The 15,156-nt window shown below is 31.2% G+C and carries 14 protein-coding genes; all 14 read left to right on the top strand.

Translation table 11 applies throughout. The features are described from left to right. The first annotated feature begins 92 nt into the window (after positions 1-92). The 14 genes from rfbF to ACMAZA_RS02055 all read left to right on the top strand — a co-directional run bounded on the left by rfbF (position 93) and on the right by ACMAZA_RS02055 (position 15,149). Positions 93-863, top strand: coding sequence for a glucose-1-phosphate cytidylyltransferase (gene rfbF / locus ACMAZA_RS01990; RefSeq protein ID WP_435189565.1), 771 nt, complete (start codon positions 93-95; stop codon positions 861-863). A 6-nt stretch (positions 864-869) separates the two neighbouring features. After that, positions 870-1,940: a CDP-glucose 4,6-dehydratase gene (gene rfbG / locus ACMAZA_RS01995; protein ID WP_435189567.1), complete on the top strand. Its 1,071-nt coding sequence runs from the start codon at positions 870-872 to the stop codon at positions 1,938-1,940. Further along, on the top strand, positions 1,927-3,243 hold the full coding sequence (rfbH, locus tag ACMAZA_RS02000; RefSeq protein WP_435189569.1) for a lipopolysaccharide biosynthesis protein RfbH: 1,317 nt from the start codon (positions 1,927-1,929) through the stop codon (positions 3,241-3,243). The genes rfbG and rfbH overlap by 14 nt, the downstream gene beginning before the upstream one ends. A 9-nt stretch (positions 3,244-3,252) precedes the next feature. Then, positions 3,253-3,951: an SDR family oxidoreductase gene (locus tag ACMAZA_RS02005; protein ID WP_435189571.1), complete on the top strand. Its 699-nt coding sequence runs from the start codon at positions 3,253-3,255 to the stop codon at positions 3,949-3,951. Next, positions 3,935-5,005 (top strand): 3-dehydroquinate synthase, encoded by a 1,071-nt coding sequence (locus tag ACMAZA_RS02010; protein WP_435189573.1) that lies wholly within the window; start codon positions 3,935-3,937, stop codon positions 5,003-5,005. The genes ACMAZA_RS02005 and ACMAZA_RS02010 overlap by 17 nt, the downstream gene beginning before the upstream one ends. Beyond that, positions 5,002-6,768, top strand: a complete 1,767-nt coding sequence (locus ACMAZA_RS02015) for a thiamine pyrophosphate-binding protein (RefSeq protein ID WP_435189575.1) — start codon at positions 5,002-5,004, stop codon at positions 6,766-6,768. Before ACMAZA_RS02010 ends, ACMAZA_RS02015 begins: the two co-directional genes overlap by 4 nt. Positions 6,769-6,770: 2 nt before the next feature. Next, the gene (locus tag ACMAZA_RS02020; RefSeq protein ID WP_435189576.1) at positions 6,771-7,556 is read left to right on the top strand and encodes an aldolase/citrate lyase family protein; all 786 of its coding nucleotides are present in this window, start codon (positions 6,771-6,773) and stop codon (positions 7,554-7,556) included. Positions 7,557-7,570: 14 nt separating this feature from the next. Further along, positions 7,571-8,542, top strand: a complete 972-nt coding sequence (locus tag ACMAZA_RS02025) for an NAD-dependent epimerase/dehydratase family protein (protein ID WP_435189578.1) — start codon at positions 7,571-7,573, stop codon at positions 8,540-8,542. A gap of 171 nt (positions 8,543-8,713) precedes the next feature. Then, entirely contained in the window at positions 8,714-9,727 is a 1,014-nt protein-coding gene (locus ACMAZA_RS02030; protein WP_435189580.1) for a glycosyltransferase family 10 domain-containing protein, read from the top strand. After that, on the top strand, positions 9,727-10,656 hold the full coding sequence (locus ACMAZA_RS02035; protein ID WP_435189582.1) for a glycosyltransferase family A protein: 930 nt from the start codon (positions 9,727-9,729) through the stop codon (positions 10,654-10,656). The genes ACMAZA_RS02030 and ACMAZA_RS02035 overlap by 1 nt, the downstream gene beginning before the upstream one ends. 434 nt (positions 10,657-11,090) lie before the next feature. Continuing rightward, positions 11,091-13,649: an NAD-dependent epimerase/dehydratase family protein gene (locus ACMAZA_RS02040; protein ID WP_435189583.1), complete on the top strand. Its 2,559-nt coding sequence runs from the start codon at positions 11,091-11,093 to the stop codon at positions 13,647-13,649. An 87-nt stretch (positions 13,650-13,736) separates the two neighbouring features. Beyond that, positions 13,737-14,081 carry a recombinase family protein gene (locus tag ACMAZA_RS02045; RefSeq protein ID WP_435189584.1) on the top strand — a complete coding sequence of 115 codons (345 nt, stop codon included), beginning with the start codon at positions 13,737-13,739 and terminating at the stop codon, positions 14,079-14,081. Positions 14,082-14,124: 43 nt separating this feature from the next. Next, positions 14,125-14,412, top strand: a complete 288-nt coding sequence (locus ACMAZA_RS02050; RefSeq protein WP_435189585.1) for a hypothetical protein — start codon at positions 14,125-14,127, stop codon at positions 14,410-14,412. Next, entirely contained in the window at positions 14,409-15,149 is a 741-nt protein-coding gene (locus ACMAZA_RS02055; RefSeq protein ID WP_435189587.1) for a surface-adhesin E family protein, read from the top strand. The genes ACMAZA_RS02050 and ACMAZA_RS02055 overlap by 4 nt, the downstream gene beginning before the upstream one ends. Positions 15,150-15,156 lie beyond the last annotated feature (7 nt).

Here is a 15,156-nt window from a genome sequence, read left to right on the forward strand (position 1 = left end):
TATGACATCCATTGAATACTTTACATAATTAACTTAGATTCAGGAATAATTGATATTCATCTAAAGATCATATTAATCTATAAGGAACTTTAATGAAAGCAGTAATATTAGCGGGAGGACTTGGAACTCGATTAAGTGAAGAGACAGTAATAAAGCCAAAGCCAATGGTAGAAGTAGGTGGTAAGCCAATTTTATGGCATATTATGAAAATGTATTCTGCTCACGGAATTAATGAATTTATTATCTGTTGTGGGTATAAAGGCTATCTAATTAAAGAATACTTCGCAAATTATTTTCTTCATGAGTCGGATGTAACTTTCGATATGCAACAAAATTCAATGGAGGTACATCAGGAAAGGGCAGAGCCTTGGATTGTTACCTTAGTTGATACTGGGGAAGACTCCATGACGGGTGGTAGACTTTTAAGAGTTTCTGAATATGTAGAAAAGGAAGAAGCATTTTGTTTTACATATGGAGATGGTGTTTCAGATATTAATATTACAGAGTTAATTCAATTCCATAAAAGCCATGGCAAAGATGCAACTTTAACTGCAGCATATTCACCGGCAAGATTTGGAGCCTTGAATATTCAAAATAACCAAATACTTAGCTTTACTGAAAAACCTCAGGGAGATGGAGCCTTAATCAATGGTGGGTTTTTTGTTCTTTCTCCAAAAGTGATTAAAAGACTTAGTGGAGATGACTGTATTTGGGAGCAAGAGCCTCTAAATGGGTTAGCTTCTGATGGTAATTTAATGGCATATGCTCACAATGGTTTTTGGCAGCCTATGGATACTTTACGAGAAAAGGTCTACCTGCAAGATTTATGGGATGAAGGTAAGGCTCCATGGAAAGTATGGTAGTCAAAAATGAATGAAAATAATTTTTGGAAAGGCAAGAGAGTTTTTTTAACTGGGCATACTGGATTTAAAGGAAGCTGGCTTTCTATTTGGCTTAACTCAATGGGGTGTATTGTTAGGGGTTATGCACTTCTCCCTCCAAGTTCTCCTTCTCTATATACTGCTGCAAAAGTTGAAGATTTGATAGATTCTCAAATTGGTGATATTAGGAACTATCATTTACTTTATGAAGCTATGAATAAATTCAATCCTGATATTGTTTTTCATATGGCTGCTCAATCTTTGGTAAGAAAATCATACTCAAACCCTATTGAGACATATGAAGTTAATATAATTGGAACGGCCAATGTTTTAGAAGCTGCAAGAAGTTGTGAGAATTTAAAAGTAGTAATTAACATTACTACAGATAAATGTTACGAAAATGAAGATTTTGATAAAAGCTTTAAAGAGACTGACCCAATGGGAGGATATGACCCTTACAGCTCAAGTAAGGGCTGTGCTGAAATAATAACATCAGCTTACAGGAGGTCTTTTTATAATGAGCTTGGTATTGGGCTCGCTTCTGCAAGAGCTGGCAATGTAATTGGTGGAGGTGATTGGGCCAAAGATCGTCTTATTCCTGATATCTTAAGATCTTTTGAGGATAAAAAACCAGTTTTAATTCGAAGTCCAAACGCTACGAGACCTTGGCAGCATGTTCTCGAGCCTTTATCAGGGTATCTAAAATTGGCTAAAGAAATTTATTTTGACTCTTATTCGTTTTCTGAAGGATGGAATTTTGGTCCAAAAGATTCAGATATTAAAACCGTAGAATGGATAATTGATAAAATGAGTTCAAAGTGGCCTAATTCTTCTTGGAAAATTGACGATAATCCTAATCCTCATGAATCATCCTTTTTGAAATTAGATATTTCAAAAGCTAAATTAAAATTAGATTGGACGCCAACATGGCAGCTGAATTTTGCTTTAGAAAAAATTATTAATTGGCATTTTGATTGGTTAGAAAATAAGAATATGCAGGAAGTATGTATTGCAGAGATTAAAGAATATATGATGGAAATAAAACATGAAATCCGCTGAAGAACTTAGATTAGAAATATCAGCACTTGTAAACGAGTATGCTGAGATTAAATACAAAGAAAATACATTTAAGCCTGGAAGGTCAATTATTCCTGCTTCGGGCAAAGTTATAGGTTCAACAGAGCTTCAATACATGGTTGATGCTTCTTTGGATGGATGGTTAACAAGTGGAAGATTCAATAAAAAGTTTGAAAGTGAATTGGCTAAATTTATTGGTATCGAACACCTTATAACTGTAAATTCAGGGTCTTCTGCAAATTTAGTGGCATTCTCAACTCTAACTTCTTCTAAACTAGGTGAAAGGGCTATTAAGAAAGGGGATGAGGTAATTGGAGTTGCTGCTGGATTTCCTACAACTGTCAACCCAATAATTCAATTTGGTGCAATACCTGTTTTTGTTGATGTTGATTTAACGACTCATAATATTAATGCAGATTTAATTGAGTCTGCGATATCTCCAAAAACTAAAGCAATTATGCTTGCACACACTTTGGGTAATCCTTTTAATTTAAAAAAAATTCACGAATTATGTGCCAAGTATGATTTATGGTTAGTTGAGGATTGTTGTGATGCTTTAGGAGCCACTTATGATGATAAGCATGTAGGTACTTTTGGTGATATTGCAACTTGTAGCTTTTATCCAGCGCATCATATTACAATGGGAGAGGGCGGTGCTGTTTTTACAAATAACTCTGAACTAATTTCAATTGCTGAATCTTTTAGAGACTGGGGTCGTGATTGCTATTGCGATCCTGGATGTGACAATACTTGTGGCAAAAGGTTTGATCAAAACTTGGGAGACCTGCCGGCAGGTTATGATCATAAATATACTTATTCTCATTTAGGCTATAACTTAAAAATTAGTGATATGCAGGCTGCATGTGGACTTGCTCAATTGAAGAGGCTAGATGAATTCATTGAAAAAAGAAACTCAAATTTTTCTTATCTTTTAAAGCGAATGTCTACACTATCTGAGTTTATAGAATTTACTGAGCCATCAGAAAATTCAAAACCTTCTTGGTTTGGCTTTCCAATAACAATGAAAAAATCCTCAATATTCCGTCGTGTTGATTTATTAAAGTATCTAGATAGCAATATGGTTAATACTCGCCTTTTATTTGCTGGAAATTTAACTAAGCAACCTTATTTTTCAGGGGTTGAATACAGAGTTGTAGGTGATTTAACTAATACTGATATTACAATGAATCAGACCTTTTGGATTGGAGTATATCCTGGACTAACGACTCGTCATTTGGATTATATTGCTGAAAAGTTTGAAGAGTTTTTTGGATTATCATTTTAGAGATTAGGTATGAAAAATGTGCTAGTTTTTGGGGGTTCAGGTCAAATTGGATCAACTATAGTAGAAAAATTTATTTCTAAGAGCTGGAATACTCTTTCAGTAGGGAGAAAAAAGATAATTTCTGAGTCATATTTATCTTGGGATCCTTTTCAAGTTATGCCAACTAAAGACTTTGAAAAATTATCTCAATTTGGAGTTTTTGATGCAGTTTGTTGGTCACAAGGCATGAATTTAAGTGATAACATTTTCAACTACAAGAAAGATCTACATGAAGATATTTATAGGGCAAATGTTCTTTATATTCTAGAATCACTTAAATTTCTAATTAATAGTAATTTATTAAATAAACCTGCTAAATTTTGTGTGATAAGTTCTATTTGGCAAGATTTATCAAAGGAAAATAAGTTGTCTTATTCAATATCGAAAGCAGCTTTAAAAGGTTTGGTTTTATCTTTAAGTAATGATATGGCAGAAGATGGACACTTAATTAATGCCGTCCTTCCAGGAGTTATTGATTCTCCTATGACTAATGCTAATCTTTCATCAACACAAATTTCAAATGTTCGAAATGCATCTAAATTTAAGCGATTAGCGAGTTTAAAAGATGTGGCTAATTCTGTTTACTCTCTATGTTCTGAAGAAAATACAGGCATTACGGGTAATTTTGTAAAAATTGATTTGGGATTTTCAAATGTTCGAAACATTTGAAGTAGAGTCCTCAATTAAAAACTACAAAGTTTTAATTGAAAAAGGATCGGTTCACAATTTTATTAATGATAAATCATTTTTTATAATAGATTCACATGTATATGATTTATGGCCTTCTATTAATATTAAGGAATGCATAAAAATTGATGCAAAAGAAAGTAATAAAAGCTTAAAAATAGTATCAGAAGTAATTAAAAATTTAAAAGATTCAGGAGCTAATAGATCCAGTTCAATTCTAGCAATAGGAGGTGGTATAACACAAGATCTTTCTACCTTTTGCGCATCTACTTTTATGAGAGGCATTAGCTGGGTATATGTTCCTACTACTTTATTAGGTATGACCGACTCTTGCATTGGGGGTAAATCATCCATCAATGTAGGGAGGTACAAAAATATTATTGGAAACTACTATCCACCTGAAATAGTTGTTGTGGATACTAATTTTTGTAAAACGTTGACCATTCAACAGATACTTGAGGGTCTCTTTGAGGCTGTTAAGATTTCATACGCACATTCTGAATTTAGATTTGAAAAGCATATTTCATATGTAAATCATAATCAAGATTTATATTGTTTAGACTTTGAAAAAATAGTTTTTAATAGCTTAATTTCAAAAAAAGAAATTATTGAAGAAGATGAATTCGATGAAGGTATTAGACTTTTGTTAAACTTTGGCCATACCTTTGGACACGCGCTTGAGGGCGCTAGTAGGTTTAAAATTAGTCACGGTGTTGCAGTAGGATTGGGGATGATTGCAGCCTTTAATTTGTCTATCAGTTTAAATTTAATTCAAGAAGAGAATATTAAAGCTAGAAAATTAATTAATCATTTATATTATTTATTAGAAATGGTTGAGGGTTTAAGTTATTTAGTTAATAATATTGATATGAAAGTTGCCTATGATAATTTTAAATCTGACAAAAAACACCTTAAAGGCGTTTTTTTTATGATTTTGTTTGATAATGAAGGCAAACTCATTAGACACAAGTTAAATAAAAGTGTCACAAATGAAATATTAATTATTAATTCTTTTGAGTCTCTTAAAACGATATGAAATATAGTGATCAATTAGCTGAATGGCTTTTAGAAATGGGCTACACCCACTGCTTTTTTGTAAGTGGAGGTAATAGTATGCACCTAGTAGAAAGTTTCAGTAGAAAATTAGATTGTAGGGCAGTCATACATGAGGTTGCAGCTGGTATTGCTGCAGAATATTTTAATGAATCAAGTGAGGAAGGTAAGGCTTTAGCTCTTGTAACTGCTGGTCCTGGTATTACTAATATAATTTCAGCTATTGCGGGTGCTTATCTAGAAAGTCGAGAGTTGCTTGTCATTGGCGGACAGGTTAAAACTTTTGATTTATCGTTAGGAAAGTTGCGCCAAAATGGCATTCAGGAAATTGATGGTGTAAGTATTGCGAGTTCAATTTGCAGTTCGTCAACTACAATGACTCAAGCTTGGAATAAGGAAAAATTTGGAAAGTTTATTTGTAGCTCTGAAAATGGAAGAAAATCTCCAGTTTTTTTAGAGATACCACTTGATATTCAGGCTAAAAATGTTGACTTTACTAATAAAATTTATGAGCCAAAAGTTCATAACTTTAAATCAATAACTCAAAGTCAATTATTTAGATTAGTTAGCAGAATAAAGTCTTCTCAAAGGCCAATAATTATGATTGGTGGAGGCTTAAGTAGAGAGACAGCAACAGAAATACAAAATCTTTTTACCGATTCTTCTGTGCCCTTTGTAACCACCTGGAATGGGATGGATCGAATTGGATCAAATAATCCAAATTATGTGGGTCGACCAAATACATGGGGGCAAAGAAGTGCAAATGTACTTTTACAACAAGCTGATTTATTGGTTGCATTTGGAACACGATTAGGAATGCAACAGACTGGTTTTAATTGGCAAGAATTTATCCCAAATGGGAAAATTATACAAATTGATATAGATAAAAATGAACTTGAAAAAGGACACCCCAAAATTGATCTTGGCCTAGAGTTGGATGCAAACGACACTATAATTAAGCTATTGAAATCGGAATTAGGGGATCATACTGTATGGTTAAAATTTTGTAAAAAAGTTAGAAACCTTTTGCCTCTTGTTGAAAACAGTACTCTTAATAACAGATCTGAGTTTATTTCACCCCACTTGTTTGTTCAAAAACTTTCTCAAATAGCGTGTAAAGACGATATTGTCATTCCTTGTAGCAGTGGTGGAGCCTTTACGATAATGATGCAGGTTTTTGAGCAAAAATTTGGACAAAAAATTATTACCAATAAAGGCCTTGCTTCAATGGGCTATGGTCTTTCAGGAGCAATTGGCGCGTCAATAGCAAATCCTAATAAAAGAGTTTTTTTAATAGAAGGTGATGGAAGTTTCTCTCAAAATCTTCAAGAGATTGGAACTGCAGCAATAAATAACTGTAATTTAAAGATTTTTATATTTGATGATGGGGGTTATGCCTCAATTAGAATGACTCAAAGAAACTACTTTAATGGAAGGTATGTTGGTTGTGATACTTTAACAGGCTTGGGTTTGCCTGACTGGAAAAAACTTTTTGAGGCTTGGAATGTTCCTGTAGTTAAAATTAGTGCTAAATCATTTAAAGAGAAATCAATTGAAGTTAATCTTGAAGAACCTGGTTTTGCTGCGTTTATAATACCTATTGATCCAGAACAAACTTATTTACCAAAAATTACGAGTCAGCTTTCAGAGGCTAGAGGTATGATTTCGAATCCTCTTCATCTTATGACTCCAGATATAGAAGAACCAATAAAATCAGAAGTTTTCAAATATATACTTAAGGAGTAAAAGTGAACAAATTAGAAAAGGAAATAATTGATGTTGTTAAGTGCTTGAAAAATGAGTATGGAGTTTTTGAAATAAAAGCAGAATTTGAGGCTGAAGGAAGTCGAATGGAAGAAATGATGAGGCTCAAAGATATTACAGGCCATGTCGGCCTTCCGATAATATTAAAAATTGGGGGTGTAGAAGCCGTGACAGATGTTTATAATGCATTAGCACTAGGTGTTAAAGGATGCATTGCACCAATGGCTGAAACTAAATATGCTCTATCAAAATTTACTGATTTAATTGATAATTTTGTTGCGCCAGATAATGCTTCTGATATTGAATTTGGAGCAAATATAGAAACAATAACTGCGTGTAATAATTTTAATGATATGCTTTCAATTTCGAATATTTCTAATTTATCAGGAATTACAATTGGGAGAGTTGATTTAGTTGGATCTATGGGATTAAGCAGAGATTCGATTAATACTTCAAATGAGGTGAAAAGTTTATGTAAGTCAGTATTTTCTTTAGCCAAAAACAATGGTTTCAAAACAGCTATGGGTGGAGGAATTGGAACAGACGCCTTTTCAGTAATAAGTGAAATGAATAGTGATAATCTAATTGATAAATATGAAACTAGAAAAGTAGTTTTTCCAGCTGAATCAGTTAAATATGGAGATAAATCAATACTTAAAGCAGTAGAATTTGAATTGCTATGGCTTAAGAGTAAAGAGCGATATTATTCAAGAATCAAGTTAGAAGATAAAAGCAGGATACAAATGCTGGAAAAAAGACTTAATAATTAAACTATAATTTTGTTTTGTCTTCATTATTAATAATAGGTGGAACTGGTTTTTTTGGGAAATCTTTTCTTGATGCATATAAAAGAGGATTACTAGATAAGTGGAATATAAAAGAAATTATAATAATTTCACGCAATGTAAGAAGTTTTCAAGAAAATTATCCAGAACTTTGTAATTCATCAGTTCAATTTATTAATGAAGATATTGGTAAAGTAGATAGGTTGCCGTTTGCAGATTTTGTAATTCATGCTGCAGCTTCTACAGATGCTTCACGCTATAAAACACACAATAAACAAGAAAAAAAAAATATTATTAAGGGCACTCTTAATTATTGCCGACTTGCTACTAAATTTCATAAAGAGAGCAAAATTGTGTTTTGCAGTTCTGGTGCAGTTTATGGATATCAGCCAGAACATTCAAAGTATTTGGATGAAGATATGCCATTTGGAAACATTGAAGACCTTAATGAAATCAAAAAATCATATGCATATGCTAAAAGAGATGCAGAATTTGCAATTCAAAAATTAGGACAGTCGGGACTTAAAGTTAGTATTGCAAGATGCTTTTCGTTTGTTGGTAAGTATTTGCCTAGAGGTCAACACTTCGCAATAGGAAATTTTATATCTGATGGATTAGCCAGAAGAGATATTATTGTAAAAGCCGATAGTAAAGTTTATAGAAGCTATATGTATGCAGATGATCTTGTTGAATGGCTTTTAACTTTGGCTGATGATGCTAATATAAATTGCCCAATATTTAATGTAGGATCAGATCAAGAGATTGAAATCAGAGACTTAGCACAAGTTGTTTCAAATTTTTTTAACGTCGGTGTTAAATATTTGAGTGCCATAAATAGTACTGAAATTGATCGTTATATACCCTCTATAGAAAAAGCTCAAAAACAGCTAGGATTAAAGGAAAAATTTGATATTAATAAGTCCATAATCAATACTGCAAGTAATTTTGATGATAGGCCTCTACAAAATTAATTTAAAACTTCAAACCCGACACAGTTGAAATCATAATTGTCGAAATTAGAAATAGCTTAAGCAATAATAATATTTCATTAATCTTTAATTTGAATCACATTTTATTAACATAAAATGTTGACTAGCTCTATTAAAGTTTTTTTAAATTAACTTTTGTTGAATAAATTAAAAATGAAAATAATCAAAGTTTCATCAGGAAAATCTGAGCTTAATAATTTATTATTAAGGCAAACATCAGGAATGAGTGGAGTTTGGGGGGATTGTAAGTTTATTTTAAATAGTGAAATAAAAAAATGTGATTGGTGGTTTGTTTTACATGGATCAGGTTTAATCAAGAATGAAGAGTGTTTGTGTGATCCAAATCATATAGTTTATGTTTCTATGGAGCCAAATGAAACAATGAGCAAGGTTTCAAATAAATTTATGCAGCAGTTTTCTCACCTTGTGACCTGCGATCGTGATGTAGAGCATTCAAATAAAATTTATCAAAATTGGCTCACATGGTGGGTTGGAATTAATTTAATTAAATCTAAAGATGGCATCTTTTCTAAGGATTATAATTTAGATTACGATGATTTAACAAATATTAAGCCATTAAAAAAGCTTAATAAGATTTCAATAGTTTATTCAAATAAAAACATGTCTGAAGGACATTCAAAAAGAATTAAATTCTTAAATGCATTGATTAATTCAAATATTTCTCACTATATAGATGTCTTCGGAGATGGATTTACTCCAATTCCTGACAAATGGGATGCAGTAATGAATTATAAATATCATTTAGTTATTGAAAATGAGATACAAGAAGATTATTGGTCAGAAAAGCTTGCTGATTCATTTCTGGGCTTTGCATATCCAATCTACTCTGGATGTCCAAATATCAATAAATATTTTGATGAAAATTCAATGACAGTAATTGATATTTCTAATTTTGAAATTTCTTTAAAAAAAATTAAAGACGTAATAGATGGGAATCTTTATGATAGAAATATTAGAGAGATAGAAGTTGCTAGAAATCAGATACTTAATGAGTACAATATTTTTAATTTAATGGCTAAGATGTCAACATCTGAGGCATCATTAAAAAAGAAAATCCAACTTAAAACTAATTATTATTATTCAGATTCATTCTTTAAGAAGATTGCAAGATTGATTTTTAAGAAATTAAGAACATTTATTTTTTAATGTTAAATTTATTACAAATAGTAATTTTATCTAGAGATCGGCCTAATTTCCTAAGCAAAACTATAGAGTCCGCAACTAATCTTAATGCATCTGATATATCTTATGAAATAATTATTTCAGATAATTCCGAATCAGATGATGTAAACAATCTATTCAAAGAAAACTATTCTAAAAGCCATAAAATTTCATATAGAAGAAGGTTTCCAACGATTTCTTCAAGTAGCCATTATCAATTAGTAATTGAAGAGTTAAAGTCTGAGTATGCCGTAATTTTTCATGATGATGATATTTTTCATCCTGACTATTTGTTGAAAGTAAGTTCAATTTTATCAAATCAATCTTTTTCTGCTATTGGTTGCAATGCACTAGTTTTTAAAAAGGAAATTGAAGATGGTTTTAAAAAAATGCATGATTTTAGTCAAATCAAAAAATTTAATAGAAAAAAAGATTTTATTAGACAATACTTAGTTGGAAATGGTGGTGTTGCGCCTTTTCCGGGGTATCTTTATAAGACTGAATATTTAAAAAAAATTTCATTTTTAGACTTACCATCCGGTAAGCACGCAGATGTTGCATTATTAGCATCACTAATTAATTATGGTGAAATTATATGGCTTGTTGAAACATTAATATACTACAGAGCGCATGTCGGTAGTGATAGTGCATCTGAAGTTTTAGTAGATAGGTTGTCGTTATTGAGATACATGTTTTCTAATGGGATAAGCAGAAGTTCAAAATCAGTTTTTTTATTTAGATATTTTTATTGGTTTAACTGGCTAAGTCAAAAAGGTTTATCCACTAAAGATATTTCTAATTGGCGTTATCGTAAAGCTTTAAAATTTTTATTTTTTAGCGGCCCTAGATTTATATTTTCCACGTATTTTATTAAAGTAATTCTAAAAAGAGTTAAAAATAAATTAACCAATTAACTCACTAAAATAGACCATACAAAACTACTCCACAGTAACTCAGAAGTATTGAGGACATTCTTGGAATAAGCAATGATTTGATAATATTTATATTACATTACCCTTAATTTCTTATAAACAACTTTTCCTTCATATCTTATGACAACTTACTTTTATTGAATTTACTATTTACTCCTAATCTTATTCACCTTTTAAAATAACTAATCATATAAGTAAATTTAAATTTTTATTATTAATTCATTTTATGAATTTGTTTTTGTTATTTAAAAAAATTTTTAGTAATTATCAATTTTAGAATTACTGAAATTTAAATTTTAAAGTAATGGATAATTGACATTATAAAATTATTTGATTTAAGAATTTTTTTTGGAGTTTTGCTGCTTTTTCAATATTATTTTGAGAAAGAATTTTATGTCTAAAATGGAGTTTAATTCATGAAAATTGTTATTACTGGTGGGCTGGGATATATTGGGACAGAACTATGCAAGTTATATTCTGGAGAAGCCAGATTTAAAGAAATAATTGTAATTGATAATATATTTGCATCCGAGAGGGTCTCACAATTAAGGAATTGGGGGATAAATTTCATTCATGGAGATATTCTTGACTTGCCTTTAATCAAAGAAGTCTTGAAAGATTCTGATATTGTTTACCATTTAGCTGGAATCACTGATGTTGCATCAACAAAAACCGAAGCCAAAGAGGATAAAGAGCGGTTAATAGAAGAAGTTGGTATTACTGGCACAAGAAATGTAATTAACTCAATGTCAAAAAATGCAAAATTAATTTTCCCTTCCACCCATGTTGTTTATGAAGGTTTAAAGGAAACTAAATTTGATATTGTTGAAACTGAACCTCTTCTTCCTGTTCTTTCATATTCTACTGGGAAGGCTGAATCCGAGATAGATATTCAAAATTCAAAAGTAAATTATGTTATCTTGAGGCTTGCAACTGTTTTTGGATATTCTGCTGCAGATACGATGCGAATAAACATTATGCCAAATTTGTTTTCTAAGATTGCCTCTCAAAATGGAACTATTAGGCTTTTTTCTGGTGGAAAGCAACATAAAAGTTTAGTTTCGGTTTTTGATGTTGTCCGATCGATGAAGTTTATGGCAGAAAAGAATGACATTTCGAGAGAAGTTTTTCACTGTTCAAGTGATAATACTACAGTAAAGAAAGTTGCTGAGATTTGTAAAGAAATTAATAGTGAAGTTAAATTAATTGAGACTGATGATGAGATCCCTAATTTAGGATATACAACATCAAACAAAAAAATTCTGTCTACTGGGTTTGATTTTAGATATCCTTTGAAGGAATCCCTAAAGGAAATGATTAAGCATTGGTCCAAGAAAAATCAATTTAATACTTTAGAGTTAATTCAAAAAGGACAGAAAGAGTTTATTGATGATAGGGGAAAGATAAGTAATTTTGAGCTAACTGAGCCAATAAATTTAATTGGCTATATTGAGTCAAAAGCAGGTACTGTGAGGGCAAATCATTATCATCCAATTCAAGAGCAAAAATGTTTGTTAATTTCAGGACAATATATTAGTGTACTAAAAGACTTGTCTGATTCAAATTCTGTAATTGAGACAAATATCATTAATCCAGGAGACATAGCAGTTATACATCCTCATGTTGCACATACGATGGTTTTCCTAGAGGATTCTGTTTTTCTTAATCTCGTTAGAGGGGAAAGAGAGCATGAAAACTATGGAGTCACTCATACTATCTTTTACGAGCTTGTCAATGAAAGCTTTAGAAAGCAGATTGTTGATTATTACAAGGCTGAGTGTAGAGTTTGTGGAAGAAAAGACCTTAGAGAAGTAATTTCACTGGGGTTGTCACCACTAGCAAATAGCTTATTAAAAGAAAAGAGTCAAGCTGAAACTTTATATCCATTAGAGTTGAACTCATGCCCAAACTGCTTTAATTGCCAACTTTCATTTACGGTTCCAGCTAATGAAATGTTTGATGATTATCTTTATGTTTCTTCTACAAGTAAAGTTTTTAGAGATCATTTTTCAGAAATGGCAATTAAGTTCATTAAAGACTTTAAATTAGATGAAAAAAGTTTCGTTGTGGACATTGGCAGCAATGATGGAGTTTTTTTGGCTCCATTGAAAAATGCCGGTGTTAGTGTTTTAGGAGTTGACCCAGCAAAAAATTTAGCTGACTTAGCAAATTCAAAGGGTTTAGATACTATGCATGGTTATTTCAATAGCCAAATAGCTGATGAAATCATTTTGTTAAAAGGAAAGGCTGATATTGTAACTGCATTCAATGTTTTTGCTCATGCGGATGATTTGAAATCAATTGCAAAAAATGTTTTTAAAATCATGAAGAAAAACGGTGTTTTTATTATTGAAGTTCAATATTTTGCAGATACAATAAGAGACCTCACATTTGATAATATTTATCATGAACATGTTAATTATTGGTCTGTTAATTCGCTGCAATTTTTTTGTAATAGTCTAAATTTAATTTTAGTGAAAATAGAGCATGTTGAAACTCATGGTGGCTCAATTAGGGCATTTATATCTCAAAATGATAAGTTAATTGATAAAAGTGTTGAAGAATTCCTTACAGAAGAAAAAAAGCAAGATTTGCATTCTTTTTCAACCCTGAAAAAATTTGCAACTAGAATTGGTGAATTAAAAAACTCAACTATAACCAAAATTAATCATCTGAAATCCCAAGGGAAAACAATCGTTGGCTATGGGTCTCCAGCAAAGGCTACTACTGTTCTCAATTATTATGGCATTGATAATGAGATTATTGACTATATTATTGAAGATAATGAATTAAAACATAACCTGTTTCTCCCTGGAATGAGAATACCAATCAAATCAAAGTCTGAAGCTTTGAGAAATCCTCCTGACTTCATATTAGTTTTAGCTTGGAATTTTTTAGAGGATATTAAGGCTAATAATCCTGAATTAATTCAGAAAGGAAGTAAATTTATTACTCTTAAGGATTTAAATTGGTAGTCATCTCATTCCTTGCTTAACCAATGAAGAGATTTGAGATAGCTCAAAAGATTCCATGTAAAACTACTCAACAGTAGCAGACTGAATTTGAAGGTACATCAAATACCTGAGATTATTCCATACCTCGAGTTTTCAATGGAGTTCCAATCCAACAAACTCATCTATCAAAAAGAATACACTAAACGACAACAAATCATTTATCTTCTTATTCATCATCTTCACGATACAGAAGGGTGGGGTTACAGAAAGATATCACAATGGTTGAATCAGAGTGGAATAAAGACCTATAGAGGGAAGAACTGGTTCACTTCATCTGTTATCTCAGTCTTAAAGAGAAAACACGAAAGAGACCTAATTAATGAACAGATCAGAAATCAACATTTCCCAAGCAAGGTCTCAAAGTTTGAGGTGAATTACTATGTTTTTGATTGAATAGAATAGTACAATAAATTCATAGTTCAAAAAGAATGATTTTATGGGTTATGAAATAGGATTTTTATTGGGGTCAATGGTCGACCCTTCAATGCTAATTGGTTCTTTATTAATTGGAATCTTTGTTAAGTCATACTCAAAAGTTATTTTCTTTGCTATTTTGTATACAATAGTTATTGAAGTAATTCTGCTCTACGTAATGAGCAGACTTGAAATATATCATACGATTTTTGTATATAGATTTATTGGAACAATAATAGAGGCAAGTATATTTTTCGGTCTTAAATCTATATTTAAAAAAAAGGACAAAAATACTAACGAATTATTATGAAAAAACTACTCATACTTCTATTCTCATTGCTAATTTCCTTTAACTCTTATGGAAAATGGTCTCATATAGTCTCTAATGATAGTGATGGAGGTTCTAGGTTTTATGTTGACAATGAAACAATAATAGAAAAAGATAATCAAATTTTTTATTGGGAGTTACATGATTATTCTTCTTATCTGTATGTATCAGATGATGATACTACACCAATATGGAGTGTTGCTGTTTATAAGCAGTTAGATTGTTCATCAAAACGAATGAAGTATATATCAGTTAAATATTATCAGCAAAATATGGGTCAAAAATTCTATGAGTCAGAAGATGCTTCTCACATGGGATGGCAATATGAACCTCCAGGAAGCACTGGATATATCCTTGCTAATTATGTTTGTGAATTATTTAGTCAAAAGTCTGAGTGGTTACCTATTGGTGAAAACAATGGGAATAGTGCTTATATAGGAGAAACCAATGTCACTGATGAGTTTGTATATTTCTGGCATATGATTGATTTTGATAAACCCCTTGAGTCAGGTTCAAAGAGTGGAAAAACATATAAACAGGGAGATTGTAAAACAAAACGTACTAAAGTTTTATCTTATAATTTTTATGGACTTCCGATGGGTATAGGAGATTATAAAACTGAGAATGTCACAAATCCTGAGTGGACTGATTTAGATCCAAATAGTGCTTTGGGAGGTTTCTTTGAAATGTTATGTGACTATATTGAAAATAATAGTTAATATGAAA

The organism is Pseudothioglobus sp. nBUS_23 (genome assembly GCF_051201565.1).
In the GTDB taxonomy this organism is placed as follows: Bacteria; Pseudomonadota; Gammaproteobacteria; order PS1; family Pseudothioglobaceae; genus Pseudothioglobus.

Bases quoted from the DNA above. Each gene is read 5' to 3' on its own strand.
- ACMAZA_RS02030 (WP_435189580.1), top strand. From the start codon at position 8,714: ATGAAAATAATCAAAGTTTCATCAGGAAAATCTGAGCTTAATAATTTA.
- ACMAZA_RS02055 (WP_435189587.1), top strand. From the start codon at position 14,409: ATGAAAAAACTACTCATACTTCTATTCTCATTGCTAATTTCCTTTAAC.
- ACMAZA_RS02040 (WP_435189583.1), top strand. From the start codon at position 11,091: ATGAAAATTGTTATTACTGGTGGGCTGGGATATATTGGGACAGAACTA.
- ACMAZA_RS02015 (WP_435189575.1), top strand. From the start codon at position 5,002: ATGAAATATAGTGATCAATTAGCTGAATGGCTTTTAGAAATGGGCTAC.
- ACMAZA_RS02035 (WP_435189582.1), top strand. From the start codon at position 9,727: ATGTTAAATTTATTACAAATAGTAATTTTATCTAGAGATCGGCCTAAT.
- rfbF (WP_435189565.1), top strand. From the start codon at position 93: ATGAAAGCAGTAATATTAGCGGGAGGACTTGGAACTCGATTAAGTGAA.
- rfbG (WP_435189567.1), top strand. From the start codon at position 870: ATGAATGAAAATAATTTTTGGAAAGGCAAGAGAGTTTTTTTAACTGGG.
- rfbH (WP_435189569.1), top strand. From the start codon at position 1,927: ATGAAATCCGCTGAAGAACTTAGATTAGAAATATCAGCACTTGTAAAC.
- ACMAZA_RS02010 (WP_435189573.1), top strand. From the start codon at position 3,935: ATGTTCGAAACATTTGAAGTAGAGTCCTCAATTAAAAACTACAAAGTT.
- ACMAZA_RS02050 (WP_435189585.1), top strand. From the start codon at position 14,125: ATGGGTTATGAAATAGGATTTTTATTGGGGTCAATGGTCGACCCTTCA.
- ACMAZA_RS02005 (WP_435189571.1), top strand. From the start codon at position 3,253: ATGAAAAATGTGCTAGTTTTTGGGGGTTCAGGTCAAATTGGATCAACT.